The sequence below is a fragment of the Pseudomonas sp. GL_139_B genome, from assembly GCF_057834475.1.
This window is the reverse complement of sequence record NZ_CM174403.1, coordinates 1,534,125-1,559,457: the sequence shown is the minus strand read 5'-3', so window position 1 is coordinate 1,559,457 and position 25,333 is coordinate 1,534,125. Positions and strand designations below refer to the sequence as shown.

Here is a 25,333-nt window from a genome sequence, read left to right as displayed (position 1 = left end):
TTCCGGTCGGGCTTTAATAACTCTCGGCTATTTGTTGATACGCGGTGGAGCGCGCCAGAAACGCCGATCCAGACGCATTGTCCACGGTGGCTTGAAACGCCCCAGCTGCAGATGAATGGCACCTTGCTCGGCGCTGTCGTAAATCACCATGCCGCGTTTCTGATAGCGCGCAACGACCGTGGGGTGCGGATGGCCAAAAGAATTGCCCTGGCCACGGGAAATCAACACCGCATTGGGTTGCAACACGCTCAGCAGTGCCATCGACGAGGAACTGCGGCTGCCGTGATGAGGAGACTGCAGCCAATTGGTGGCCACCGCCAGAGGACTCTCAAGCAAGGCCCGTTCGGCAGCGATGTCAATATCGCCGGTCAGCAACAGACGCTCGCCGCTGGCCTCTATTTGCAAGACGCAGGACTTCTGATTGCTGTCATGGGCTGACGTCCATTGCCACAGTTGGAAATTAACACCGTCCCAGCTCCATTGCCGGCCACTTTCACACTTTTGGCCTTGCAGTTCGACAGGCAAACCCTCGGGATCGCCACTGACTACCTGCTTGACAGGCAAGCCATTGGCCACAGCTCGAGCACCGCCGGCGTGATCGGCATCGGCGTGACTGATCAGCATCAGATCGAGCGCCTTTACCCCGAGTTTGCGCAACGATGGCAGCACCACCCGTTCACCGAGGTCGAGATCGCCAAAACGCGGTCCGGCGTCATACAACAGCGTGTGATGTCGGGTACGCACGAGGATAGCCAACCCTTGGCCGACGTCCAGCTGCCAGACATCAGCCATGCGTTCAGGCAACAACGGCCGAGGCGGAAAAACCAGCAACAGCATCAACGGCCACCCTAACGGGCGCAGCGGTACGCCTCGCGGCAGCAAGAGTAGAAAGGCCCCCAAAGTACCGAGTCCCCAACACCATAACGGTACGGCCACCGGTACCCATGCGGGCAATTGCCCTGCCATTAATGCCAGCGCCTTGAACAGCCCGTCGATCAAACCGCCTGCCAGCCACAACAACCCTTCGCCCGCATAAGGCACAGGCAACAACAATGTCCCGAGCAAGGCGGGTGGCAACACCACCAGACTGATCCAGGGCACTGCCAGCAAATTGGCCACCGGCCCGCTGATGCTGATTGGCAGGCCGAGCACCAGCAGCAACGGGCACAGACCGATTGCGATCAGCCATTGAGCCCGGGTCCAGGTTTGCCACCATCGCCAGGGGCCCAATCGCCCGCCAAAGGTAAAGATCAACACCGCCACGGCGGCGAAGGACAACCAGAAGCCAGGTTGCAGACTGGCCAACGGGTCCAGCAGCAAAACGCCATTCAGCGCCAGTAGCAGCGGCCACCAGGCCCCAAGGTGACGAAAACGCAGCCGCCACAACAACACCAGACCGACCATCACACAAGCGCGTTGCACCGGAACGTCGAAGCCGGCCAGCAGCCCATAAGCCAACGCTGCCGAGAAGGCCAGCCCGCACGCCCAGGGCAACCACGGCAAACGGCCTGGCCACAGACCAAAACGTGCCAGCCCGGCGATCAGCAGGTAGACCAATCCCGCCAACAATCCGATGTGCTGCCCGGAAATCACCAGCAGATGCACGGTGCCAGTGTCTTGCAGTACTTGCCACTCCTCACGACTCAGCCCGGCGCCATCTCCGAGTACCAGCGCCGTCAACGCTGCGGTTCGGCCCTGGGCATCGACCGCTTGTAAACGCTGTCGGATGCTGTCGCGCCAGGCCCCTCGGGCTTCGTTGAGGCGCACACCCGCCTTGACCGTGCCGGTCGCGCCGATGTGTTGCGCCAGCAGCCAGGCGTCGTAATCGAAGGAATGCGGATTGAGCAGCCCGGAGGGTCGCTTCAATTTGACCGCCAGGCGCCAGCGCTCACCACTGTTGACGGACGGTCCGTCGTACCAGGCCAGCCGCAGTCGCGCGGGCAGCTTGGTTCGGCGTGATTGGCTGTCCGTGAGTTCGAATCGCACCACGCCGTCGGCATTCTGCGGCAAACCCGTCACCCGTCCTTCTATCCAGCGGGTTTCGCCATCAAGATCCAGTGGTAGTCGATCATCCAGCGCCCACTGCACATTCGCGCATGCCCAGCTGAAACCGAACAGGAAAAACGCCAACGGATAGGTCCGAAACGGCAACAACATCAAGCCCACTGGCGGCAGTGACATCCATAACCCGACCGGCGGTAAAACCGGCAAAAAACGCAGGGCCAACAGACCCAACGCCAGCGCCATCATCCCTGTGCGCATACACTCGTCCTAGAGAGTCCCCATCTAGGCTTAGCCGGCTAATCGCACAGACGCCGTTAATAATTGTCACAAAGTCTGAATGGGCGGTTCGCAGAATCCAGACATACTTGCCGCCTTAATCGACCGAGAAGCCTTATGCCCCGGCGCTTGTTCAAACGCTACATGCCAGACCCGACCAGCATCAAGGAACACAAATCCTTACGCTTTCTCGGCACCCTGCTGCATGACCCCAACCTCTGGCACCTCAACCGCCACTCTGTGGCTCGTGCGATGGCAGTTGGCCTGTTCGCGGCGTTTTTGCCGATCCCGATGCAAATGCTGCTGGCCGCCGTGCTTGCCATCATGGTGCGGGGCAATATGCCGATTGCGGTAAGTCTCGTCTGGCTGACCAACCCCATCACCATGCCTGCCGTATTTTTCTGCACGTACCAGACCGGTGCCTGGCTGTTGGATGTGCCCACCCGCCAGTTGCCCGACTCATTGTCCTGGGAATGGGTCAGCGGCGAGTTGTCTACGTTATGGCAGCCGTTTTTGCTGGGTTCGGTGGTGACTGGTCTGGTGTCGGGTGCTCTCGCCTACTTCCTGACCATGATGTACTGGCGCTGGTGGGTGGCGCGGCAGTGGAAGCGGCGTAAGAAAAACAGGATGTAGGAATGCAAAACGACCTCCAGTGTGGAGGCCGTTTTTATTGCGGTGTTTGTGTTGACGCCATCGCGGTCTTAATCAGGTACGCATCCCGCGACCACTGACCAGCAACCGTGCGCAACCGACGTACAACACGATAGTCGCCACCAGCATGAAGGTGATCGCGATGCTGATCTTGATATCCGAAACGCCGAGGATGCCGTAGCGGAAAGCGTTCACCATGTGCAGCACCGGGTTCGCCAGTGACACGGTCTGCCAGAACGGCGGCAACAGGGTGATCGAGTAAAACACCCCGCCCAGATACGTTAGCGGTGTCAGCACGAACGTCGGGATGATCGAGATGTCATCGAAATTGCGGGCAAACACGGCGTTGATGAAGCCCAGCAGCGAGAAGATCGTCGCCGTCAGCACGACCACCAGAATCGTCACGCCCAGGTGATGCACCTGCAAATCGGTGAAAAACAGCGACAGCAAGGTCACGATGATCCCGACCATCAACCCACGCAGCACACCGCCCAAGGTGTAGCCGATCAGAATCGTATGTGGCGACACCGGCGACACCATCAGTTCCTCGATGGAACGCTGGAACTTGCTGCCAAAGAAGCTCGACACCACGTTGCCGTAGGAGTTGGTGATCACCGACATCATGATCAGCCCCGGCACGATGTACTCCATGTAGGTGAAGCCACCCATGCCACCAATCTGCTTGCCGATCAGGTTGCCGAAGATCACGAAGTACAGAACCATGGTGATGGCCGGCGGCAGCAGCGTTTGCGGCCAGATCCGGGTAAAGCGCCGGACCTCACGGTAAACGATGGTATTGAGGGCAACGAGGTTGGGTTGAAGCTCGGAACTCATACCGCCACCTTCGACAGATTTTTCTCCACCAGGGACACAAACAACTCCTCAAGGCGATTGGTTTTGTTACGCAGGCTCAGCACTTCAATGTTCTGCTGCGCCAGTTGAGTAAACAGCGCGGTGATGCCCATGGCTTTGTCGACCTGGACTTCCAGCGTGCGACTATCGAGCAGACGGGCCGGGTAGCCGAGCAACTGCGGCGCACTGGTCAACGTGTTTTTGGTATCGAGCAGGAATGTTTCCACATGCAGTTGGCTGAGCAACTGTTTCATGCTGGTGTTCTCGACGATGGTGCCGTGGTCGATGATGCCGATGTTGCGGCACAGCTGCTCAGCCTCTTCCAGATAGTGCGTGGTGAGGATAATGGTGATGCCTTTTTTGTTCAGCTCGGTGAGGAAGGTCCACATCGAGCGCCGCAGTTCGATGTCCACCCCTGCCGTCGGTTCATCGAGGATCAGCAAGCGCGGTTCATGAACCAGCGCACGTGCGATCATCAGGCGACGCTTCATACCGCCGGACAGCGAGCGTGAAGGCGTGTCGCGTTTGTCCCACAGCCCCAGCTGGGTCAGGTATTGCTCGGCGCGTTCCTTGGCGATTTTCGCCGGAATGCCGTAGTAACCGGCTTGGGTCACGACGATATCGAAGGTCTTTTCGAACTGGTTGAAGTTGAATTCCTGGGGTACCACGCCGATGGAGCGCTTGAGCTGCGCAGGGTTCTTGTCCAGGTCGTGACCGAAGATATTCACCGTTCCGCTGGTCTTGTTCACCAGGGTCGAGAGAATGCCGATGGTCGTGGATTTGCCGGCGCCGTTAGGGCCGAGCAAGGCAAAGAAGTCACCTTCGGCGACGTCCAGATCGATACCACTCAGGGCCTGGAAACCGTTGCCGTAGGTTTTGGTTAGCTGCCGGATGGACAGAGCGGAACTCATATCGGATTACGCACCTAGAAGGAAAAAAGGAATAAAAGATGGTCGACGGCGACAGGTACAGCCGCGGCGCATGAGCGCAATGGTGCTTGTCGCCGCCACACAAGTACAGTCAAGTGTGTCGATAGTGAGTATTAAGTCAACGCAGTCATGACGGCTTTTTGATACGCCGGACGCTGTTTCAACCGGGCATACCAGGCCTCAAGGTGCGGCTGCGGAGCGCGCTCGATCGGCATCTCGAACCAGGCATAAATAAAACTGCCGAGCGGGATATCGCCCATGCCGATTTCGTCACCGGACAGGTACGGTTTGGCGGCCAATGCCTGATCGGCCATCGACAGCAGATCTTCACACTCCTTGATAGCGGCGTTGATAGCCAACCAATCCTGCTGGTCTGCCGGGGTGCGCAACACGCCCCAAAATACGGTGCGGAATGGGCCGGCTAAACTAGAGGTGGTCCAGTCCATCCACTTCTCGGCCGTGGCGCGAGCTTTTATATCCACCGGATACCAGGCACTACCGTTGGCATGAAGGGCCATCAGGTAACGCACGATGGCATTGGATTCCCACAGCACAAAACCATTGTCTTCAATCACCGGCACGCGGCCATTGGGGTTCATCGCCCGGTATTGCGGCGTGTCGACGACACCAAAGGCGCCGCCTGCATCAATGGCCTCGTAGGCCAACGCCAGCTCTTCTGCGGCCCACAATGGCTTTTTGACGTTCGACGAGTTTTTCCGACCCCAGATCTTCAGCATGACTGCCTCTTATTCGACAAGTGGGCAGGCAGCATACGCCGGATCAGGCGCGACTCAAATCGCTCTGCATATCCCCTAGCAGCACGGGCAATTGCTCGCTGAACAGATGCGGATAGCACTTTTGAATGTGTTCGAAAAAGAACGCTTCCGGCACATCGGTGAACTGGCCGTGGTCGACCAGGTATTCCATCAACTGCGCGCCATCGCGATTGAACGGATGAAAGACACTGTCGTTGATCCCGTCGAATTCCAGCGGCGCGACATTGAACAGTTCACAGAGTTTTTGGTTGAACGCCGGAGTTGCCTTCACCCAACGGCCATTCAGATAGAGCTCCGTATAGCCGTGCATTGCGAACACATCGCTTTTGAGCAGTTCAAGCAAACGCGGGGTCGACAGGTGATTACGCACATCAGCCAAACCAATCCGCGCCGGGATGCCGCAATGTCGCGCAGCGCCGGCCAGCAATGTGGCTTTGGGCACGCAATAACTTTCCCCAGTGGCCAGCGCATAACTGCCGCGCAGGGACTCTGGATCGCGGCTGAACGTGTAGGGGTTGTAGCGCACGGCCTCGCGTACCGCGTAGTACAAGTGGATCACCTGTTCGACCGGATCTCGACGGCTGCCGCGATGTTGTTCGGCGAACTCCACCACCGAGGGATGGTCACTATCGATGAAGCGGCCGGGACTCAAGTACTCGTGCATGAGAATAATCTCCTTAGGAAGCCCCGAGTCTAACGACAGGTTCAGCACAGAGATAACGACGTTTCGGCCAAACATGGGCGCATTGCCGCGTAGGAAACGAACGATTTCCCGAACGTGTTGCCAACCGAGCCTACAAATTTCATCCAGGGTTTCCCACGATTTCAATCACATCGCTCTGACCACCCTGTTTGGCGGATGCCGTCTAAGCTCTGAAGGTTGGATTTACCCTGGTTCACGGAGGATTAAATATGCTGCTGTTGTGGATACTGGTTCTGGTTGTCGGGATTGCCTGGTTAGCCCATCGTCGCATCGCGCTCCTGCCCGCTCTTTGCATCGTTGCCGTTTACGTGGTGGCAATGGGTGCTTTCAGCCGCGCGCCCGGTTGGCTGCTACTGATCTTCTGGGTGTTGATCGCAGCCATTGCGGCGCCATTGTTGCTGCCCGACCTGCGTCGCAAGTTCTTCAGTGCGCCGCTGTTCAACTGGTTCCAGAAAACCCTGCCGCCGATGTCGCAAACCGAACGCGACGCCATCGATGCCGGCACCGTGTGGTGGGACGGCGAACTGTTCAGTGGTCGCCCCGACTGGGACAAACTGCTGTCCTATCCAAAAGCCCAACTAAGCGAAGAGGAACAGGCCTTCATCGACGGCCCGACCGAAGAGCTTTGCGCCATGGTCACCGACTGGCAAATCGGGCAAGACATGGACCTGCCGGCTGAAGCCTGGACGCATATCAAGGAAAACGGCTTCTTCGCGCTGATCATTCCCAAAGAATTTGGCGGCAAAGGCTTTTCCGCCTATGCCCACTCACAGGTCGCCATGAAGCTGGCCACCCGCAGCGGCGACCTTGCATCCACCGTGATGGTCCCCAACTCCCTCGGCCCCGCCGAACTGTTGCTGCATTACGGCACCGACGAACAACGCAACCATTACCTGCCACGCCTGGCCCGAGGCGACGACATCCCCTGTTTTGCGTTGACCGGTCCACTGGCCGGCTCCGACGCCGGGGCAATGCCTGACACAGGGGTGATCTGCAAAGGTGAATGGGAAGGTAAGGAAACCCTCGGCCTGCGTCTGAACTGGGAAAAGCGTTACATCACCCTCGGCCCCGTGGCCACCTTGCTCGGCCTCGCCTTCAAGGCCTATGACCCGGATCATCTGCTGGGTGACGAAGAAGACCTGGGCATCAGCCTGGCTCTGATTCCAACCGACACGGCCGGTGTTGAAATCGGCCGCCGTCACTTGCCGTTGGGTGCCGCGTTCATGAACGGCCCCAACTCCGGCAAGGACGTGTTCGTGCCGCTCGACTTCCTTATCGGCGGCCAGGAAATGCTCGGCAAAGGCTGGATGATGCTGATGAATTGCCTGTCGGTCGGGCGTTCGATTTCGCTGCCGGCAGTCGGCACCGGCGCGGCCAAGTTCACCAGTCTGGTGACCGGTCAGTACGCTCAGGTTCGCGAACAATTCAACGTGCCCCTGTCGGCGTTCGAAGGGATCCAGGAAGCCATGGCGCGCATCGGCGGCAACGCCTGGATGATGGACGCGGCGCGCATGCTGACTGCCAATGCCGTGGATCTGGGCGAGAAACCGTCGGTGCTGTCGGCGATTCTCAAGTACCACCTCACCGAGCGTGGCCGCGAGTGCATCAGCCACGCGATGGATGTTCACGGCGGTAAAGCGATCATCATGGGGCCGAACAACTACCTCGGTCGCAGCTGGAATGGCGCGCCGATTTTCATCACCGTGGAAGGCGCGAACATTCTCTCGCGCAACCTGATGATCTTTGGCCAGGGTGCGATTCGCTGCCATCCGTTCGTGCTCAAAGAAATAGCCCTCGCTGGCCGCGAAGACAAAGACCAGGCACTCACCGAGTTCGATGGTCTGTTGCTCAAGCACATCGGTTTTGCCGTGAGCAACGCCGCCAGCACGCTGGTGCTGAACCTGGGTTTCGGGCACTTCGAACATACACCGGGCAACAAGCTCAGCCAGGGTTACTTCCGGGCGCTCAACCGTCAGGCCGCGGCGTTCGCCCTGCTGGCGGACCTGAGCATGATGTTGCTGGGTGGCGAACTGAAACGTCGCGAACGCCTGTCGGCACGCCTGGGGGATGTGCTCAGCAACCTGTACCTCGCCTCTGCCGCCCTCAAGCGTTACCACGATCTCGAATCACCGGAGCACATGGCGCCGCTGTTTACCTGGGCCATGGAGGAAAGTCTTGGTCAGTCGGAACGAGCACTGGATGAACTGCTGAGCAATTTCCCGAACAAGGTGTTGGGTAGCCTGTTGCGGGTCATCGTGTTCCCGTTCGGCCGTCGACACAAAGGGCCATCGGACTCACTCGGCGCCGAAGTAGCTGCCGTGATTGGCCGCGCCAAGGGAGACCCGACGCTCGAAGAGTTGCTGGGCGGTTGCTATCGACCGCAATCGGCCGATGACGCCGTAGGGGCTTTGCAACACGCCTGCAATTTGCTCAATGCAGCGCAGCCCCTGCAGAAAAAATTGCACATGGCGCTCAAAAGTGGCCAGCTCAAACCGGCTGCCGGGGAGAACATCATCGATGCAGCGCTGGAGGCAGGCGTTTTGCAGGCAGTGGAAGCGCAGACCCTGCGTGCTGCCGAGGCGGCGCGGCGCAAGGTGATTGATGTCGATGATTTCGATAAAGAAGAGTTGGCGCTGGCGCAAGGAAAGGTCCGCTGATCCAGCCAGACATGTACGCCAATGCAAAATGGGCGCGGGCGCTTTATACTCCCGCGCCCGTTTTGCTCTTGAGGACTTATCTCGTGTCCAACGTCGTTGCCGACCATCTCGTCTTGCTTGACCACTTGCGCAGCATCCTGGTCGCCGTGGGTGAGGCCGAACAGGTTCCCGAAGAAAGCCATGCCTTGTTCCTGGAGCGCTTCGACGAACTGCGTGCGTTGCTGCCGGTCGATCCGATCGAAAGCCAATACCTGGGCCAGGACATTCTCTGCCAGGTGATCACCCGCTACCCGCAAATTGCCCACCTGGTCCCGCGCGACCTGCTGTGGTACTTCGCCGGTGACTGCCTGCATTACATGCCCGATGATGAAATCGATCTGTATCAGGCGCTGGAAGAACGTCGCTTCGAAGCTGAACAGAACGACGAACCATTTGACTGGAACCAGGAAAAACAACTGCTGGCGATGTCGAACGACGACAGCAAGCACTGATCCCGGATCAGTTATACAAAAGGCCCGCATGATTGAACATGCGGGCCTTTTTTTGCGCTCAGAACAAGCCGTCACTCTCCGGCATTTCATATTCCGATGAGGACCAAACCGGACCATTCGACTTGACCGGCTTGCCCAATGTCGGCTCCTTCTCAAGACACGCCACCAGGTAATCAATCAACACCCGTAACTTGGGAGGCAAGTACCGGGTTGGCGAATGCAGCAACCAGGCACCTCCGTGGTAGGACGCCAGAAAGGTCCAGTCCGGAAGGACCTGCACCATCAACCCTTTCTCCAGGGCATGGCGTGCAGTGAAATAGGGCAAGCTGCCAATGCCGATGTGCTGCAACACCGCGCCAAAACGTACGCCGGTATGATTGGCGGCATAACGCCCGCGCACACCGACGGTTACCGATTTGCTGCCCTTCTTGAATTTCCAGCGCGCATCGCTCGGGGTTTCGCCCAGGTAAATGCAACTGTGATTGAGCAAGTCATGGGGGTGAGTCGGCGTACCGTGTTCGGCCAGATACTGCGGTGTCGCGCAGAGCAAATGGTCGATGGTGAGCAACTGCCGTCCCACTAACCCCGCAGGCGGCCGGTCAGTGATGCGAATCGCAAGGTCGACGTTGTCGTCGATCAAATCAACCTGACGGTCCTCAAGCAACAGCTCCACGTCCACTTTGGGATAACGGCGCAAAAATTCCGGCATATGCGGATGAATCACGATCCGGCCTACCGCTTTCGGGACGCTGATACGCACCAGCCCCTCGGGTTCGTCAGTGAACTGACCACTGATTTCCATCACTGACTTGGCCGCGCTGACCATTTCCTGACAACGCTTGAACACTTCTTCGCCACCGTCGCTCAGGCGCAGTTTTCGCGTGGTGCGCTGCAGTAGACGCGTGGCCAGGGCCTTCTCCAGACGCGAAATACTGCGACTCACTGCCGACGGCGAAGTGCCCAATTGACGAGCCGCTTCGGAGAAGCTGCCGGTCTCGACAACCTTGACGAAAATCGCCATTTCACCGAGCAGCGGTAGCGGAAGATTTATGCTCACAGCGCAACAGTCCTTTGATGATTGAACGGATTATCACGCAATTCCACGCTTCATATAATAAAAATAGAAATTTTAATAAGGGCATGGAATATGACGCTTCGCCTCTTTTTCCATAGTGATGACCTCAAAGCCAATGTGGAAGTCCTGGATTGCACGCCCTACGAGAATGAATTTGCTGTGGTACTGCGCGCCACTCTGTTTCACCCACAGGGTGGCGGACAGCCCTTTGATACGGGCTGGATCGGCGATAGCCAGGTACTACGGGTCATCCAGGACCCTGACCGGATCATTCATTTCGTCGACCAACCGGTAGCACCCGGCATGACCCTGATTCGGGTGGACGGGGAGCGTCGCCAGTTCAATACACGCCTGCATTCAGCCGGGCATCTGATCGGCCACTTCGTCCAGGCCAAGGGCTGGATGCCGACCAAAGCACATCACTGGCCGGGCGAAGGGCGGGTGCAGTTCAAGGCACTGGATTGCGCACAAGACGTCGACGCCCAAACCATTCAACTTGGCATCGAACAGTGGGTTACCCAGGATTTTCCACGTCTGACGTCGTTGCGCGAAGGCGCCCGGGAAATCGGTTTCGGTGAACTGCCCGCCTACGGCTGCGGCGGTACCCATGTACGGAGCCTGAAGGAGTTGGGCACGGTCACGATCGCGTCCCTTTCATTGAAGAAGGGAACGCTGTCAGTCCACTACAACGTGGGTTGAGCATTTGGGCGATGTCGACACCATCATCGCCTGACGCAGGGGGAACCTGCGTTCGCGGGTACTGTTGACTATCTGATAGAGGGACCTAAGACATGATGCTTGACGTCGAGCGTCTCGATGAGACGTGCATAAAAAACTGGCTAATGAAGAAGTCCTCGCGATCCGCATCAAAGGCTTGTTGCCCCAACCGCTGGCGATTCAGATTGGCGACAAGATCCTCGCCCCGGGCTTCGAAGGTTATATCAATGCGCCAAGCATCGGCCGCATCGGCATGGCGTTTTATGAAGCGGAAAACCAGCCACTGTTGATCGAGGACTACTTCGAACGCGCCACGCGCAACATTTCAGAGTTGCGTAACCGTTGCGCCCCCTATTCATCCCCGGTCGACACCCTGCGCTGCATGCTCGACGAATCCTGGCCGGCGGGTGCGCACCTGGAAAACCTCTACGGCCGCAAGATGTATGTCGGGCTATCACGGGTGGTGAAACCGGGGGTGTGCTTCCTCGCCCACCACGACATTTTCGCCAAGGACGCCCCGGACAGTTACCAGGCCAGAAGCCTGGAAGCGCAGTTCGCCTGCAACGTTTACCTGAACATGCCGACCGAGGGCGGTGCGCTGCAGGTGTGGGACGACGACATTTCGCCGGATCAGTTCGACAATATGCGTGGTGACAGTTACGGCATCGACCCCGCCCTGCTAGGCCCTCCGACCCTGGAGATTCGCCCTGAACCAGGCGATTTCATCATGTTCAATTCGCGCCGCATGCACTCGGTGACTCCGGGCGTGGCGGATCCGCGACTGAGCCTTTCGTTCTTTGTCGGTTACCGCGGCAATGCTTCCCCCCTTACCTTCTGGAGTTGAGATGCTTTCGAATTACCTGGGCGAATTTCTGGCGCTGGCAACTATTCACTTTCTGGCCGTGGTTGCACCCGGGCCGGATTTCGCCGTGACCATTCGTCAGAGCGTGCGTTTCGGCCGATGGGTGGGCATCTGCACGGCGTTGGGTATCGGCGCGGGAATTTCCGTGCACGTGCTGTACACCCTGCTCGGGGTCGGCGCGCTGATGCATACGACGCCTTGGCTGTTGACGGTGGCCAAGGTCGCGGGCGGCGCCTACATTTTGTACCTCGGTGTCAGCCTGTTGCGCAGCAAACCCAAGTCCGCGCTTGAGAGCGATAAAAACTCGGACGAGCCTATCGCCGAGCAAACGCTGTTGAAGGCATTTACCACCGGTTTTCTGACCAACGCAACCAACCCCAAGGCTACGCTGTTTTTCCTGGCGATTTTCACCACCATTATTAGCGCCACGACGCCGCTCAAGATTCAGGCGTTGTATGGAGTCTGGATGTGCTTCGTGAATGCTTTGTGGTTTGTGATCGTTGCTCTGTTCTTTTCCAGTGCCCGGGTACGAATGCTGTTCATGCGCATGGGCCATTGGTTTGAACGGACAATGGGGGGGATTCTGATCCTGTTTGCCGGGCGCTTGATCCTGTCGATGTAGTCGCCTCAATTGTAAAAGGCCCGCACAGCCTGACTAGCGGGCCTTTTTAGGCATGAACACTAAATCACGCACAAACAAAAACGCCGCTCATTGCTGAGCGGCGTTTTTGTTAAATATGGAGCGGGAAACGAGACTCGAACTCGCGACCCCGACCTTGGCAAGGTCGTGCTCTACCAACTGAGCTATTCCCGCAAATGGCGTCCCCTAGGGGACTCGAACCCCTGTTACCGCCGTGAAAGGGCGGTGTCCTAGGCCACTAGACGAAGGGGACACGCTAACTGAAACACATGGTGTGTATTTCAGTGCCCAAATCCGCATCCGAAGATATCGGTTCTGGTTTCACTCAACGTCGCCCGAAAGCAACGCCGCTTAAAAATGGAGCGGGAAACGAGACTCGAACTCGCGACCCCGACCTTGGCAAGGTCGTGCTCTACCAACTGAGCTATTCCCGCATTGGCGTCCCCTAGGGGACTCGAACCCCTGTTACCGCCGTGAAAGGGCGGTGTCCTAGGCCACTAGACGAAGGGGACACACGTACAACATTCACTCCCTACCGCGTTTCGCTGTGTGCTTTCCGCTGTAAGTGGCGCGCATTCTATGGATGGATTGAGGGGTCGTCAACCCCCAGTTATAAATTTATTTAAATCAATGACTTCGCCCTGCTTTGAGACAGGTTTCAGGCTTTTCCTCAGCCAAGCCTTTGACGCCTATTTTCCGACATCCATCAAGGCGCTATAGTCCATGCGGTCAAAATGATGGCAACTCGAAACCTATTTGCCACCATTTATCTAAGCAGGACAACGGCCGATACATAGATAAGCCATAGCTGATTCAAGTGATCGAGCGGCCTATGCGCCCCCGACGCCGAGCCACTACTCTCGAATGCGAACCCTATAAGAGGTTTTACCGGTGACACCACTCATGATCACCCTGCTCGTCGTAGCAGGGATCGCTCTGTTGATCGCCATTGGCTATATGAACCATGTGGTGGAAAACAACAAGCTGGAAAAGGCCCGCACCAAGATTGAGCTCAACGACCGCCTGCGCCGCTGCGGCGAAATCACCGAGACCTTTCCCGGTCAGTTGATGACACCGGCGCTCAAGTTGCTGTTGACCCGCCTGGAACTCAACGTCTGCCAGCGCCTGCTCAACCTGGAGAAAACCAGCGCCAACCTCAAGGCGCGGATTGCCGAGCTGGAGACGCTTGCTGATCAGGGTGAATCGATCACGGTCAACAACCCGCCGGCACCGATCCAGACCGAAGCCAAGGCCAAGGATGTACGCTTCCTGCTCGAAGCCTTGCATGGCCAAATCACCCGCGCCGCCCAGGACGGTTTCCTGCCGACCAACGAAGCCAAGCGCTGGATCCGCGAAGTCCGACATATCCTGGTGCTGCTGCACATCGAGTTCTTCAACAACCTCGGCCAGCATTGCTTGCAACAGAACCAACCGGGCCAGGCGCGCCTGGCGTTCGAACGTGGCGTGCAGTACCTGCGCAAACAACAAGAGCCACAAGTCTACGCCGAGCAGCTGGAGTACCTGGAGAAACTCCTGGCTCGCGCCAACGCCATGGTGATGGACAACGTCGCTGCGGTTGAAAATGAGGCCAACCAGTTGAACGTAGGCCTCAAGCAAGTCGACGCCGATGCCGACTGGAAAAAGAAAGTGATCTACGACTGATCAGCACAACAGAAAAGCCACCTGCTAAGGTTAATGCCGATCAGTTAAGGCGTTGAGCGCCGCAATCCTTGTGGGAGCGAGCCTGCTCGCTCCCACAAGGATTGGAGTTATCCGCGGGCCGCTTTCGCTGGCAAGCCAGCTCCTACAAGAGCCGGAAGTGCCCCACCATCCCCTTCAACTCAACGCCCAGCTGAGCCAGTTCAATGCTGGACGCTGCGTTGCCCTGCATCGCCAGCGATGACTGATCCGCGCTCGCACGAATACTCGTAACGCTGCGATTAATCTCCTCAGCCACCGAACTCTGTTCCTCGGCTGCTGCGGCAATCTGCTGATTCATCTGCTGAATCAACGATACCGCCGCAGCAATACTTCCCAACGCGCTCTCAGTCTGCAACGCATCACTGACCGCCAGCTTTACGAGCTCGCCGCTGTTCTGAATCTGCTGCACCGACGATTTCGCGGCCGAGCGCAAGGCACCGACCAGACGTTCGATCTCTTCGGTCGATTGCTGGGTACGCTTGGCCAGTGCCCGGACTTCATCGGCCACCACGGCAAATCCCCTGCCCTGCTCGCCAGCCCGTGCGGCCTCGATAGCCGCGTTGAGCGCCAGCAGGTTGGTCTGCTCGGCGACACTTTTTATCACGCCGAGCACCGTACCGATGTTCTGGATCTCTGCACTCAAGCTTTCGATGCTGGAACTGGCCGACGTCGCCGAATCCGCCAATTGCTCGATGCGCGCCATGCTCTGGCGTACTACTTGCTGGCCACTTTCAACCTTGCCATCTGCAGTCTGGGCAGCCTGGGCGGCCTCCTCGGCGTTACGCGCCACGTCGTGTACCGTCGCGGTCATCTGGTTCATCGCCGTGGCAACCTGCTCGGTTTCTTCTTTCTGGCTGCTGACTTCCAGGTTGGTCTGCTCGGTCACCGCCGACAGCGAATGCGCTGAATTCGCCAATTGTTCGATACCGGCCTGCAAGCCGCTGACGATACGGCTGAGCCCGGCACCCATCTGTTGCATTGCCTGCATCAATTGGCCGATCTCGTCACGCCGCGTGACTTGAACCGTCGCACTCAAATCACCTGCGGCGATCTGCTGCGCCACACGGATCACACTGCGCAGCGGTGTCACGATCAACCGGGTAATTACCCACGCCGCCACCAGCCCGACCAGCAACGCCAGGGCCGAGGAGCCAAGGATCAGCAACGCGTTCTTTTTCAGCTCGGCCTGCATCGACCGGTCTTCGGCGACATAGGCTTGATCGACCCGCTCAACTACTTGCGCTGCACGCTGATGCAGTTGTTCGTAGACGGTTTTCTCCTGAGCCAACAGACCGGTGTACTCCGTGAGTTTTTCGCTAAAACTGCCGATGTGGCCGGTTACTTCATTGAGGACCGTCTGATAGCCCTCATCCTTGACCGTGGTTTTCAGCCGTTCGGCCTGAGTCAGCGCCTGATCCGCCTGCTCGATCTTGCCCTGGCCCGCACTGTCGTCGCCCTTGCGGCTCTGGTCCAGACGCACACGTGCTTCGTTCATGGCTTGCAACATCAACCGCGAGACCTGGCTGACCTGACTGGCCTGTTCGAGAAACTGCCCTCCGTCCTTGCCCTCGGATTGCTTCAAGGTATAGGCGCCGTCATCGGCCAGGCCGGCTTGCAGCACATCAAGGTTATTGGCCACGCTGGACACCGACCAACTGGCCATTTCCAGCGCCAGGTCCTTGGCCTGACTCAGCGAGACGAACTCATCGAACGCCTTGCGATAGGCACCCAGCGACTGCTCGACCTCATTCATCACTGGCACGTTAGCCGTCGATGCCGCCTTAAGCCCCGTTGCCAGAGCAATCAAGCCATCAACGCCTTCGTGCAGGGCATCGGCGGTTTTCGGGCTTCCGTGCAAGGCGTACTCCTGCTCAAGCAGTCGCACTTTGAGCAAACCACTATTGAGCGATGACATCTGTTTGAGCCCATCGAAGCGCTGACTGATGGTTTGCAGGGACCCTACGCCGATGGCAGCAACCAGCGCTGTCAAAAGCAACACCAGTACAAACCCGACACCCATTTTGTATGCCATACCGAGGTTGGCAAAACGTCCTTGCGCGGCCGAAATCATGGCGCGTATTCTCCTGACATAATCTGTTGACACAGGGTCGCAACGGGCCTGTGCCAGCACAAGTCTCTGGCGTCGCAATAATGGCAAAAAGCTACGCCCGCGTCGTTTTCAGAACGCCTGAGGTCGATTCAGCGCAGTGGCCTGAAAAAATGCCCGCGCCCGAGGATCACAGGCGTAGGCCACGTTGATGCGCTGCCAGTCCGTGGCCTCGCCGCCAGGGCTGAATGCTGTAGCTGAAGACAGCAACACCCCAAAGCGTCGGGCCTGTGCGCGCACCTGCGCGAAGTCGGACTTGCGGGATCGCGCCCAGATGAACAGACCGCCCACCGGCTTGCCGAAAACTTCCCAATCGGCATCTTCGAGGACTTGCAGGGCTGCCTCTCTGTCGGTATTCAATCGCTGGCGCTGACGCTGAACCAGTTTGCGATACGCACCTCTGGCCAACAGACAAGCCAGCACCGCTTCACAGAACCTTGAGGCGCCCATGCTACTGGTCATCTTGACCTCGGCCAGTCGCGCAACAACCGCGTCACTGGCCACGACAAAGCCGACGCGTAATGAACTGCTGAGGGTCTTGGAGTAACTGCCGACGTAAATCACATTGTCGTCTATCCCCATTGCAGCGAGTCGAGTGCCGGGGCCACTGTGCAAATCGGCATAGACGTCATCTTCGATTACCTGCACGCCATGATCTTTGGTCAGTTGCAGCACCTGCTGCGCCACCAAGGGTGTCAGGCTGCTGCCCGTCGGGTTGTGGTAGAGGCTATTGATGAAGAGCGCACGGGGCCGGTATTTCACCAACAGCGCTTCAAGCGTCTGCGTATCAGGCCCACGCGGGGTGCGCGGCACCTCGATCATCGTCACGCCGTTGAGCCTGAGCAGATCGAACAACAGTGAGTACCCCGGACTTTCCACCACCACGCAATCACCCGGTTTGAGCAGTGTACGCACGATCAGATCGAGCCCGTGAGTAGCCCCATTCGTGGTCACAATCCTTCTTTTATCCACTTCAATGTCGAGTTGCTGGAGACGTTTGAGGATTTGCTCCCGCAAGGCAGGCAAACCCAGTGGTGTGCTGTAGTTGAACAACCCGGCCATGTCGGTGCGGCTCACCTGACGGATCGCGTAGGTCAAATCGTCAGTTTCACGCCAGCTTTCGGGTAGGCCGCCCCAGCCCAGCTTGAGTTGGCCCGAGACGTCGCCCTGCGTCATTTCTGCCGCTTCGAACCAAGGGCCATCCTGTCGCCCCTCGGTGGCCAGCGCAGGTATGGCAACAATGAAGCCGGCGCCCTGACGCGGCGCCAGCAAGCCTTGTGCCACCAGGCGTTCACAGGCTTCGACGACGCAGGACTGACTGAGCAAATTGACCCGTGCAATTTGCCGCGCAGAAGGCAAACGCGCCCCCGGCAGTATCCCGTCCTGACGGAGCCAGCCGGCCAACGCGTCGACGATTTGCTGCACGACCGGCACCAACGCCTGTCGATCGATTCTCAATTCCATGAGCAAGCACACTCCTGTCCGTTTTGCTGGAGACAGTTAATCACAGGAGCGCTGGATCAGATGTGCGACAACGCCGCTAAATCCCTCGGTTCTAACCGTTTGAAACACATTGCTCCGCCCCGTCACGGAACTGTAAAAAAACCCGCAAAAATACGGGTTTATTCCTACGTAGCAGCCCCTGATTCAAAACGCGGTAACGCCACCATCCACTGCCAGCGAATGGCCGGTGGTGAACGCTGCGCCGTCGCTGCACAGGTACAGCACAGCGCTGGCAATTTCCTCGACTTTGCCGATGCGCCCCACCGGATGCATGGCGTTGGCAAACTCACCCTTCTTGGGGTCCGCTTCGTAGGCACGGCGGAACATGTCGGTGTCGATCACTGCCGGGCATACCGCGTTTACACGAATTTTTTTCTTGGCGTATTCGATGGCGGCCGACTTGGTCAGCCCGATCACTGCATGCTTGGACGCCGCGTAAATACTCATCTTCGGCGCAGCCCCCAGGCCCGCCACCGAAGCAGTGTTGACGATTGCACCGCCGCCCTGGGCCAACAACAAAGGCAATTGATACTTCATGCACAGCCAGACGCCTTTGACGTTGACGCCCATGATTGCGTCGAACTCATCCAGCGTGCCCTCGGCGAGTTTGCCTTTCTCGATCTCGATGCCGGCATTGTTGAAGGCATAGTCCAGACGGCCGTAGGTTTTCACCACTTCGTCCATCAGATTCTTTACATCGCGTTCCAGCGTGACGTTACAACGCACAAAGGTCGCTTCCCCACCCGCGATACGAATTAGTGCCACGGTGCCTTCGCCGCCGGCGGTGTCCAGATCGGCGACCACTACCTTCAGCCCTTCGGCGGCGAACGCCTGGGCGGTCGCACGACCAATACCGTTGGCTGCGCCAGTCACCACAGCGACCTGGCCGGAAAACGTCATGCTCATTGTTATGTCCTCGGTGAGAAGAATACGGGGGATTGCCTGTTTTCAGTCTAGGCATAGAGGACTTCAGCACGGCAGCACTATCAGAAGGCCGGTTGGGCGGCCATGAGTGGGAGTGATAGAACACTAGCCTCGACTATCACTGCATTGGATCGATGTGCATTCGCCTCATCAGCCAAACTTGCGGCATTGCCCATGAAGGGCTATCTACAAGGCTTCATTCATCTTGAGTGCCTGTCATGACTTCCCAGACCAATCGCCAGTTCCTGCTCGCCAAACGTCCGGTGGGCGCGGCCACCCGCGAGACCTTTACCTATCAGGAAGTACCGGTCGGCGAGCCGGCGGCGGGTCAGATTCTGGTCAAAAACGAATACCTGTCACTGGACCCGGCCATGCGCGGCTGGATGAACGAGGGCAAGTCCTATATTCCACCGGTGGGTCTGGGTGAAGTGATGCGCGCATTGGGTGTCGGCAAAGTCGTCGCCTCGAATAGTCCAGGTTTTGCCGTCGGGGACTACGTCAACGGTGCCCTCGGCGTGCAGGATTACTTCCTCGGCGAACCACGAGGTTTCTATAAGGTTGATCCGACACTGGCGCCATTGCCGCGCTACTTGTCCGCCCTTGGCATGACCGGGATGACCGCCTACTTCGCCCTGCTCGATGTCGGTGCGCCGAAAGCCGGGGACACCGTGGTGCTGTCGGGCGCTGCCGGCGCGGTGGGCAGCATTGCCGGGCAGATCGCCAAGATCAAAGGTTGCCGCGTGGTCGGGATTGCCGGCGGCGCAGACAAGTGTCAATTCCTGATCGACGAATTGGGTTTTGACGGCGCCATCGACTACAAAAACGAAGACGTCATCGCCGGTCTTAAACGCGAATGCCCAAAAGGGGTCGATGTGTATTTCGATAACGTCGGCGGCGACATCCTCGACGCAGTGCTGAGCCGACTGAACATGAAGGCGCGCGTGGTGATTTGCGGCGCAATCAGCCAGTACAACAACAAGGAAGCGGTCAAGGGCCCGGCCAATTACCTGTCGCTGCTGGTCAACCGCGCGCGGATGGAAGGTTTTGTCGTGATGGACTACGCAGCCCAGTTTGCCGCCGCCGGGCAGGAAATGGCCGGCTGGATGGCCAAGGGGCAGCTCAAGAGCAAGGAAGACATTGTTGACGGACTGGAGACATTCCCGGAAACGCTGATGAAATTGTTCAGCGGCGAGAATTTCGGGAAGTTGGTGTTGAAGGTTTAACTACAAATTCGAAATACACCCAAAATCAGTGTGGGAGCGGGCTTGCCCGCTCCCACAGGTTTAGCAGTGTTTAGGCGAGTTCGGCCACTACGGCGGCGAGCGCCTTGGCTGGATCCGCCGCCTGGCTGATCGGACGACCAATCACCAGATAATCGGAACCGGCGTCCAGTGCCTGGCGCGGGGTCAGGATGCGGCGTTGATCGTCTTGCGCACTGCCCGCCGGACGAATGCCCGGGGTCACCAGTTGCAACGACGGGTGCGCCGACTTCAAGGCCTGGGCCTCCAGCGCCGAGCACACCAGACCGTCCATCCCAGCTTTTTCCGCCAGTGCGGCCAGGCGCAGCACTTGTTCCTGCGGCTCGATGTCCAGACCGATACCCGCCAGGTCTTCACGTTCCATGCTGGTCAGCACGGTCACACCGATCAGCAGCGGTTTAGGCCCGGTGCGCTGGTCCAGCACTTCACGGCAGGCCGCCATCATGCGCAGACCGCCGGAGCAATGGACGTTGACCATCCACACGCCCATTTCCGCGGCGGCTTTGACGGCCATGGCGGTGGTGTTCGGGATGTCGTGGAATTTCAGGTCCAGGAACACTTCGAAACCCTTGTCACGCAAGGTGCCGACGATTTCCGAGGCGCAGCTGGTGAACAGTTCCTTGCCGACTTTTACCCGGCACAGTTTCGGGTCCAACTGGTCGGCCAGCTTCAGTGCGGCGTCACGGGTGGGGAAATCCAGGGCGACGATGATAGGAGTCTGGCAGACGGACATGTGCGGGCTCTCAGGCAGGACGAAATCGGCGCGCATTGTAGCGGAACCAGCGGCGCTGCGGGACCCGATGATCGGTAATTCGTCATCGGCGCTCAAGCAAGACTAGTCTTTTGGAACCGCAACAAACACTTTAAGGCCGATGATCTTCCACCCGCGCCTGACTCTTGCTCCAGTCCGTCAGCAAGCTATAAGCCACGGCCAGCAAAGTCGGGCCGATAAACAACCCGATAAAGCCAAACGCAATCAACCCGCCAAACACCCCCAGCAGCACAATGACCAACGGCAGGTTTCCACCCCGACTGATCAGGTACGGCTTCAGCACGTTGTCGACGCCACTGATGATGAACGTACCCCAGATCCCCAGAAATATCGCCATTCCGTACTCACCCTTCCAGGCCAACCAGGCCGTGGCCGGGATCCATATCAGCGGCGGCCCCATCGGAATCAGACTGAGCAAGAAGGTCCCGATGCCCAGCACCAACGCGCCAGGCACCCCGGCAATCAGGAAACCGATCAACGCGAGCACCGCTTGCGCCGCTGCCGTACCGATCACACCGTTCACCACCCGCTGCACCGTGCCCGCCACCAAATCGATGTAATACTCGGCACGCTGACCGATCAGGCGCTCCAGCAACCCATGAACAAACACCGCCAACCGTGGGCCGTCGCGATAGAAAAAGAACACAAACACGATGCTCAGTGTCAATTCGAGAATACCGCCGCCAATCTGTGCACTGCGCGCCAGCAGCCAGTTACCGACCTGTCCCACATAAGGTTTGAGGGACACCATCATTGCGGCGCCTTGCTGATCGATGCTGTTCCAGATCACCACCAGCCGTTCGCCAACTAAGGGAATGCTGTGCAGCCACGCCGGAGCTTCAGGCAGACCGCCAACCTGTACATCCTTGATAAACACCGTGGCGTCACGCACATGGTCAGCCAGGTTGAAACCCATCCATACCAGCGGCACCGCCACCAGCAACATCCAGCCGAGGGTCAGCAATGCGGCCGCCAGGGATTCACGGCCATTGAGCCAACGGGTCAACAAGCGCATCAACGGCCAACTGGCAAACGCCAGCACCGCGCCCCAAAACAGCGCCGACCAGAAGGGCGCCATCACCCAGAAGCTCGCGCCAAACAGCACCAGGAGCAGAATCTGCACCAACAGGCGATCGTTATTGGGCATGTAAAGTCTCAAAAAAGTCAGTCAAAAAAAGGGTAGACGAACGCGCAATCCACGTTCGCCTGTACAGCTTATCGCAACAGCTCGATGTGCAGGCCAGAGCCTTCGACGTTACCAGCCTCCATTCGCGCCGCACGTACGCCCTGGGTGATCAGTGCCTCGCGCCAGGCTTCAGCCTTGGCTCCGGAAACACTGACTCGCAAGGTGGTGTCCAGGTTCAAACCGCGAGAAATCAGACGTAGCCATGTGTCATCGGGACCGGTGCCCAATTTTTGAAAATCGAGTACACCAGTGCTTTTGAGCTGGCGCAGCAAAGTAGCGGAAGTCGGCAACAAGTCGCCCAAGGGCGCCGCCGCATCGAATTGTTCGACGTGCAGATAGGCTTTGCGATTACCACGAGTGATGCTGTAAAGCGCCACCAGCGAGTTGTCCTGCGGCGCCGCCAGTCGCAGCAATAAATACGCCTGCTGATCGTCGGCACCGTAGAGCTTGGCGTTGCCGAAGACTTCGTTGGCCCACAGACTGCTTTCGCCGCAATCGCGGGCCTGGCACCAGAACAACAACTCGGCGCCCTGCTTTTGCAAGGCTTCACGCGCAGCCGTAAAGGCTTCGGTGGAGGAGTGTTCCGGTGGCAACTCATAGGTGACCGACGTGGTTTTCCCACGGGCCGTGACCTGACCGTCAAAGCGCAACTGGCCGCTGATCTTGCGGATAGACCCCAGCGGGTAGATCCGTTCAAGCTCTACGCCCGGACGATAATCGACGATCTGCGCATCGTCCATGCGCGGAAGGATCAACAGGTCCTGACTGCCGGGGACATCGGCAGCCAGCGACAAAGGACTAAAACAACACAGCGCCAGCAGACTGAGTGAACGCATGGATAGGCTCATCGGATCAGCATGGCCTGGGCACCCTTGACGACGCTGGCATCGTCGATGCGTTCCGGCACCAGCAAACCGCGCTGCACCCCAGGGCGCGCCGCCATGGTTGCCATCCAGCGCTGCAAGGCAGTCAAACCGTCGACCTCGACCCCGGACCACTCATGACCACGGACCCACGGATACGTGGCGATGTCGGCGATGCTGTACTCGCCAGCCAGAAACTCTTCGGTTTTCAGGCGGGTATCTAGCACCTCATAGAGGCGTCGGGTTTCATGTTGATAGCGGTCGATGGCACCCTGAAGTTTTTCCGGAAAGTAGCGGAAAAACACGTTGGCCTGACCTTGCATCGGACCGATGCCACCCATCTGGAACATCAGCCATTGCAACACCACCGAACGCCCTTTCGGGTCCAGGGGCATCAGTTTGCCGGTCATTTCAGCGAGGTAAATCAGGATGGCGCCGGATTCAAACACGGCGAAATCGCCATTGGCGCGGTCGACAATCGCCGGTATCCGGCCATTGGGATTGATCTTGAGAAAGTCCGCGGACTTCTGTTCCTTTTTGTCGAAACTCAGGGCATGCACCGTGTAGGGCAGGCCGAGTTCCTCGAGCACGATAGAGACCTTGTGGCCATTCGGGGTCGCAGCGGTGTAGAGATCTATCATGGTTGTCTCCCATTTCAACCCGCCCAGCCTCGACAGTTGCCGGGCGCAAGTCAAGGAACGGCGAAGAACCGATTGAAACAGTCTGCGACAAGGTCGGCACCGGGTTCGTCATTCAGGTGCAAATGATGACCGCCTGGCAGCTGTTCACGGCTAAAGGGTAGACGCTCCAGCAACTCAGGATGTTTGGCGAGCATGCCTTGCGCCGCAACCACCAATTTGGCAGGACAACTGATCCGCTGGACAAACGCCATCGCCTGTTCGGAGGTCATACGCAACGGCGATGGCAGTGTCAGCCGGTTGTCGGTACGCCAGGTGTAACCGCCCGGTACCGGCATCAAGCCACGCTGTGCGAGCAGCTCGGCCGCTTCGCGACTGACGGCCACCAAACCCTTCATACGCGCTTCAATGGCGCGGTCCAGGGTGGCGTAGACCGGTTTGTGTTTGTCCCGCAGATCCAACTGCGCTTGCAGGGCCATGCCCATGCGCTCGGCAGCATTTTCGCCTTTGTCTGTAGGAGGAATGATGCCGTCGATCAGGGCCAGGTGGGTGACGCGCTCCGGCATCGACCCGGCAATGATCAGAGAAGCGATCGCCCCCATGGAGTGTCCCATCAGCGCAAATTTCTTCAGACCAAGCTGTTCGGCAACTTGCAGCACGTCATGAGCGTAATCCCACATCGCGTATCCGGCACCGGGCGGGCGATGCCCGGAATGACCGTGACCGGCCATGTCCAGGGCGATGATACGCAGGCCTTTGAGCTTGGGCGCCAGGCGGGCAAAGCTGTTGGCATTGTCCAGCCAGCCATGCAGTGCAATCACAGGAAGGCCGTCTTCAGGACCAAACAGGTGCGCCGCCAACTCGATGTGTGGCAGGCTCAGGCGGACTTCTTCGACGGCATGGCTCATGCGCAATCCTGTTGGCTGCGACCGTCCCACCGGCTGAACAGGTTTTTCAGCAGCGTAGCCGTGTCGTGTGGACGTTCAAGAGGAAACATGTGGCCACCGGGCACGGTCAGGGATTCACCCAGCGGCATGCGTCCGACGGAGCTCGCATGATGACGCATCACCACGCGGCTCTTGTGCCCGCGCACCACCGCAAGCGGCACTTTCAGCTGACGCGTGCGACCGGGGCTGGTGTGGGGCACGCCACGGTAAATGCTGATTTCCGTAGCGGGATTGAAACGCAGGCGCAGTTTGTCCCCGACCTTGTGCAAACCATGTTGCAGGTAGGCATCAAAGCATTCCGGATCAAAACTGCGGAACAGGGTTTTGCCCGCGAAATAGCGGCGGGCGCTTTCGATGTCAGCGAACTCTTCCCGGCGCCCCAGGGTGCGGCCGGCCGGGGTCAAACGGTCGATAAAACCGAAACGCTTGGCGGCGCGGATGACCCATCGATCGGTCAGGGTCAGGACCGGAGAGTCGAGCATCACCACGCCGCGATACAACTCAGGGCAACGCAGCGCCGCGTGCAAATGCAGCAAGCCACCAAAAGAATGGCCGACACCCCACACCGGTTCCGCTTGTTGCTTGAGGTGATGGATCAGCTCATCCACCAGGTTGTACCAATTGTCGTCCGCCGGAAAACGCGGATCATGAGCGTGCTGCTCCAGATGGGTCACCTGATACTCGGGCGCCAACGCCGCAAACAACTTGCCGTAGGTCCCTGAAGGAAAGCCATTGGCGTGGGCGAAAAATATCTGTTGCGACATACCGGTAAATCCATGAGCGAGAACAGGCGTTGATTG

General features: G+C 58.6%; 22 protein-coding genes, 4 tRNA genes and 2 pseudogenes. 8 read left to right on the top strand and 20 right to left on the bottom strand.

Annotated features, from left to right (window positions below; genetic code table 11):
* Positions 1-27: 27 nt before the first annotated feature.
* The gene (locus AC3ISI_RS07090; protein WP_489336130.1) at positions 28-2,262 is read right to left on the bottom strand and encodes a DNA internalization-related competence protein ComEC/Rec2; all 2,235 of its coding nucleotides are present in this window, start codon (positions 2,260-2,262) and stop codon (positions 28-30) included.
* Between the two features lie 135 nt (positions 2,263-2,397).
* Between AC3ISI_RS07090 and AC3ISI_RS07085 the strand changes: the two genes are divergently transcribed.
* The gene (locus AC3ISI_RS07085; protein ID WP_489336129.1) at positions 2,398-2,913 is read left to right on the top strand and encodes a DUF2062 domain-containing protein; all 516 of its coding nucleotides are present in this window, start codon (positions 2,398-2,400) and stop codon (positions 2,911-2,913) included.
* A gap of 72 nt (positions 2,914-2,985) precedes the next feature.
* Here AC3ISI_RS07085 and AC3ISI_RS07080 read toward each other — a convergent pair whose 3' ends face one another.
* The 4 genes from AC3ISI_RS07080 to AC3ISI_RS07065 all read right to left on the bottom strand — a co-directional run bounded on the left by AC3ISI_RS07080 (position 2,986) and on the right by AC3ISI_RS07065 (position 6,152).
* Positions 2,986-3,765: an ABC transporter permease gene (locus AC3ISI_RS07080; protein WP_489336128.1), complete on the bottom strand. Its 780-nt coding sequence runs from the start codon at positions 3,763-3,765 to the stop codon at positions 2,986-2,988.
* Complete coding sequence (locus AC3ISI_RS07075; protein WP_489336127.1) at positions 3,762-4,694, bottom strand: ABC transporter ATP-binding protein; 933 nt, start codon at positions 4,692-4,694, stop codon at positions 3,762-3,764. The genes AC3ISI_RS07080 and AC3ISI_RS07075 overlap by 4 nt, the downstream gene beginning before the upstream one ends.
* Before the next feature lie 131 nt (positions 4,695-4,825).
* Complete coding sequence (locus tag AC3ISI_RS07070) at positions 4,826-5,449, bottom strand: glutathione S-transferase (RefSeq protein WP_489336126.1); 624 nt, start codon at positions 5,447-5,449, stop codon at positions 4,826-4,828.
* A gap of 43 nt (positions 5,450-5,492) precedes the next feature.
* A complete protein-coding gene (locus AC3ISI_RS07065; protein WP_489336125.1) occupies positions 5,493-6,152 on the bottom strand; it encodes a transglutaminase-like domain-containing protein in 660 nt (219 codons plus the stop codon).
* 248 nt (positions 6,153-6,400) lie between these two features.
* On the opposite strand from AC3ISI_RS07065, the gene AC3ISI_RS07060 reads away from it, so the two are divergent.
* Entirely contained in the window at positions 6,401-8,848 is a 2,448-nt protein-coding gene (locus AC3ISI_RS07060; protein ID WP_489336124.1) for an acyl-CoA dehydrogenase, read from the top strand.
* Between the two features lie 83 nt (positions 8,849-8,931).
* The gene (locus AC3ISI_RS07055) at positions 8,932-9,339 is read left to right on the top strand and encodes a PA2817 family protein (protein WP_027924016.1); all 408 of its coding nucleotides are present in this window, start codon (positions 8,932-8,934) and stop codon (positions 9,337-9,339) included.
* A 58-nt stretch (positions 9,340-9,397) separates the two neighbouring features.
* Here AC3ISI_RS07055 and AC3ISI_RS07050 read toward each other — a convergent pair whose 3' ends face one another.
* Complete coding sequence (locus AC3ISI_RS07050) at positions 9,398-10,396, bottom strand: LysR family transcriptional regulator (RefSeq protein ID WP_489336122.1); 999 nt, start codon at positions 10,394-10,396, stop codon at positions 9,398-9,400.
* Between the two features lie 90 nt (positions 10,397-10,486).
* On the opposite strand from AC3ISI_RS07050, the gene AC3ISI_RS07045 reads away from it, so the two are divergent.
* From AC3ISI_RS07045 to AC3ISI_RS07035, 3 genes and pseudogenes are all read left to right on the top strand, one after another.
* Positions 10,487-11,113, top strand: coding sequence for an alanyl-tRNA editing protein (locus tag AC3ISI_RS07045; RefSeq protein WP_489336121.1), 627 nt, complete (start codon positions 10,487-10,489; stop codon positions 11,111-11,113).
* Between the two features lie 92 nt (positions 11,114-11,205).
* Positions 11,206-11,975 (top strand): annotated as a pseudogene (locus tag AC3ISI_RS07040) (2OG-Fe(II) oxygenase).
* A gap of 1 nt (position 11,976) precedes the next feature.
* Positions 11,977-12,615 carry a LysE family translocator gene (locus AC3ISI_RS07035; RefSeq protein WP_489336120.1) on the top strand — a complete coding sequence of 213 codons (639 nt, stop codon included), beginning with the start codon at positions 11,977-11,979 and terminating at the stop codon, positions 12,613-12,615.
* Between the two features lie 116 nt (positions 12,616-12,731).
* Here the strand turns inward: AC3ISI_RS07035 and AC3ISI_RS07030 are convergent.
* The 4 genes from AC3ISI_RS07030 to AC3ISI_RS07015 form a co-directional block, all read right to left on the bottom strand.
* A tRNA-Gly gene (locus AC3ISI_RS07030) sits at positions 12,732-12,807 on the bottom strand.
* A 3-nt stretch (positions 12,808-12,810) separates the two neighbouring features.
* Positions 12,811-12,886: transfer RNA gene (locus AC3ISI_RS07025), tRNA-Glu, on the bottom strand.
* Between the two features lie 105 nt (positions 12,887-12,991).
* Positions 12,992-13,067 (bottom strand) — tRNA-Gly (locus AC3ISI_RS07020).
* A 2-nt stretch (positions 13,068-13,069) separates the two neighbouring features.
* Positions 13,070-13,145, bottom strand: a tRNA-Glu gene (locus AC3ISI_RS07015).
* A 379-nt stretch (positions 13,146-13,524) separates the two neighbouring features.
* On the opposite strand from AC3ISI_RS07015, the gene AC3ISI_RS07010 reads away from it, so the two are divergent.
* Entirely contained in the window at positions 13,525-14,295 is a 771-nt protein-coding gene (locus tag AC3ISI_RS07010; protein ID WP_489336118.1) for a hypothetical protein, read from the top strand.
* 142 nt (positions 14,296-14,437) lie between these two features.
* On the opposite strand, the gene AC3ISI_RS07005 is transcribed toward AC3ISI_RS07010, so the two are convergent.
* From AC3ISI_RS07005 to AC3ISI_RS06990, 4 genes and pseudogenes are all read right to left on the bottom strand, one after another.
* Complete coding sequence (locus AC3ISI_RS07005; RefSeq protein WP_489337643.1) at positions 14,438-15,304, bottom strand: methyl-accepting chemotaxis protein; 867 nt, start codon at positions 15,302-15,304, stop codon at positions 14,438-14,440.
* Positions 15,302-16,354, bottom strand: a pseudogene (locus AC3ISI_RS07000) (HAMP domain-containing protein); the annotation flags it as partial. The pseudogene AC3ISI_RS07000 and the gene AC3ISI_RS07005, both read right to left, overlap by 3 nt.
* A gap of 159 nt (positions 16,355-16,513) precedes the next feature.
* A complete protein-coding gene (locus AC3ISI_RS06995) occupies positions 16,514-17,905 on the bottom strand; it encodes an aminotransferase-like domain-containing protein (RefSeq protein ID WP_489336117.1) in 1,392 nt (463 codons plus the stop codon).
* Between the two features lie 183 nt (positions 17,906-18,088).
* Entirely contained in the window at positions 18,089-18,850 is a 762-nt protein-coding gene (locus AC3ISI_RS06990) for an SDR family oxidoreductase (RefSeq protein WP_489336116.1), read from the bottom strand.
* Between the two features lie 236 nt (positions 18,851-19,086).
* On the opposite strand from AC3ISI_RS06990, the gene AC3ISI_RS06985 reads away from it, so the two are divergent.
* Entirely contained in the window at positions 19,087-20,091 is a 1,005-nt protein-coding gene (locus tag AC3ISI_RS06985; protein WP_489336115.1) for an NADP-dependent oxidoreductase, read from the top strand.
* 70 nt (positions 20,092-20,161) lie between these two features.
* Here AC3ISI_RS06985 and pyrF read toward each other — a convergent pair whose 3' ends face one another.
* From pyrF to AC3ISI_RS06955, 6 genes are all read right to left on the bottom strand, one after another.
* Positions 20,162-20,860 carry an orotidine-5'-phosphate decarboxylase gene (gene pyrF / locus AC3ISI_RS06980; RefSeq protein WP_027924005.1) on the bottom strand — a complete coding sequence of 233 codons (699 nt, stop codon included), beginning with the start codon at positions 20,858-20,860 and terminating at the stop codon, positions 20,162-20,164.
* A gap of 130 nt (positions 20,861-20,990) precedes the next feature.
* A complete protein-coding gene (locus AC3ISI_RS06975; RefSeq protein ID WP_489336113.1) occupies positions 20,991-22,046 on the bottom strand; it encodes an AI-2E family transporter in 1,056 nt (351 codons plus the stop codon).
* 68 nt (positions 22,047-22,114) lie between these two features.
* Positions 22,115-22,921, bottom strand: a complete 807-nt coding sequence (locus AC3ISI_RS06970; RefSeq protein WP_489336112.1) for a DUF4892 domain-containing protein — start codon at positions 22,919-22,921, stop codon at positions 22,115-22,117.
* A gap of 8 nt (positions 22,922-22,929) precedes the next feature.
* Entirely contained in the window at positions 22,930-23,589 is a 660-nt protein-coding gene (locus AC3ISI_RS06965; protein ID WP_489336111.1) for a glutathione S-transferase family protein, read from the bottom strand.
* 50 nt (positions 23,590-23,639) lie between these two features.
* Positions 23,640-24,494 (bottom strand): alpha/beta hydrolase, encoded by an 855-nt coding sequence (locus AC3ISI_RS06960; protein WP_489336110.1) that lies wholly within the window; start codon positions 24,492-24,494, stop codon positions 23,640-23,642.
* Entirely contained in the window at positions 24,491-25,297 is an 807-nt protein-coding gene (locus AC3ISI_RS06955) for an alpha/beta fold hydrolase (protein ID WP_489336109.1), read from the bottom strand. Before AC3ISI_RS06955 ends, AC3ISI_RS06960 begins: the two co-directional genes overlap by 4 nt.
* Positions 25,298-25,333 lie beyond the last annotated feature (36 nt).

Excerpts from the sequence above, each read along its gene's own strand:
- AC3ISI_RS06990 (WP_489336116.1), bottom strand. The coding sequence starts at position 18,850 with ATGAGCATGACGTTTTCCGGCCAGGTCGCTGTGGTGACTGGCGCAGCC.
- AC3ISI_RS06995 (WP_489336117.1), bottom strand. The coding sequence starts at position 17,905 with ATGGAATTGAGAATCGATCGACAGGCGTTGGTGCCGGTCGTGCAGCAA.
- AC3ISI_RS07080 (WP_489336128.1), bottom strand. The coding sequence starts at position 3,765 with ATGAGTTCCGAGCTTCAACCCAACCTCGTTGCCCTCAATACCATCGTT.
- AC3ISI_RS06960 (WP_489336110.1), bottom strand. The coding sequence starts at position 24,494 with ATGAGCCATGCCGTCGAAGAAGTCCGCCTGAGCCTGCCACACATCGAG.
- AC3ISI_RS07060 (WP_489336124.1), top strand. The coding sequence starts at position 6,401 with ATGCTGCTGTTGTGGATACTGGTTCTGGTTGTCGGGATTGCCTGGTTA.
- AC3ISI_RS07005 (WP_489337643.1), bottom strand. The coding sequence starts at position 15,304 with ATGGGTGCCGGGCTCAGCCGTATCGTCAGCGGCTTGCAGGCCGGTATC.
- AC3ISI_RS07090 (WP_489336130.1), bottom strand. The coding sequence starts at position 2,262 with ATGCGCACAGGGATGATGGCGCTGGCGTTGGGTCTGTTGGCCCTGCGT.
- AC3ISI_RS06985 (WP_489336115.1), top strand. The coding sequence starts at position 19,087 with ATGACTTCCCAGACCAATCGCCAGTTCCTGCTCGCCAAACGTCCGGTG.
- AC3ISI_RS06970 (WP_489336112.1), bottom strand. The coding sequence starts at position 22,921 with ATGCGTTCACTCAGTCTGCTGGCGCTGTGTTGTTTTAGTCCTTTGTCG.
- AC3ISI_RS06955 (WP_489336109.1), bottom strand. The coding sequence starts at position 25,297 with ATGTCGCAACAGATATTTTTCGCCCACGCCAATGGCTTTCCTTCAGGG.
- AC3ISI_RS07065 (WP_489336125.1), bottom strand. The coding sequence starts at position 6,152 with ATGCACGAGTACTTGAGTCCCGGCCGCTTCATCGATAGTGACCATCCC.
- AC3ISI_RS07035 (WP_489336120.1), top strand. The coding sequence starts at position 11,977 with ATGCTTTCGAATTACCTGGGCGAATTTCTGGCGCTGGCAACTATTCAC.
- pyrF (WP_027924005.1), bottom strand. The coding sequence starts at position 20,860 with ATGTCCGTCTGCCAGACTCCTATCATCGTCGCCCTGGATTTCCCCACC.
- AC3ISI_RS06965 (WP_489336111.1), bottom strand. The coding sequence starts at position 23,589 with ATGATAGATCTCTACACCGCTGCGACCCCGAATGGCCACAAGGTCTCT.
- AC3ISI_RS06975 (WP_489336113.1), bottom strand. The coding sequence starts at position 22,046 with ATGCCCAATAACGATCGCCTGTTGGTGCAGATTCTGCTCCTGGTGCTG.
- AC3ISI_RS07085 (WP_489336129.1), top strand. The coding sequence starts at position 2,398 with ATGCCCCGGCGCTTGTTCAAACGCTACATGCCAGACCCGACCAGCATC.
- AC3ISI_RS07075 (WP_489336127.1), bottom strand. The coding sequence starts at position 4,694 with ATGAGTTCCGCTCTGTCCATCCGGCAGCTAACCAAAACCTACGGCAAC.
- AC3ISI_RS07045 (WP_489336121.1), top strand. The coding sequence starts at position 10,487 with ATGACGCTTCGCCTCTTTTTCCATAGTGATGACCTCAAAGCCAATGTG.
- AC3ISI_RS07070 (WP_489336126.1), bottom strand. The coding sequence starts at position 5,449 with ATGCTGAAGATCTGGGGTCGGAAAAACTCGTCGAACGTCAAAAAGCCA.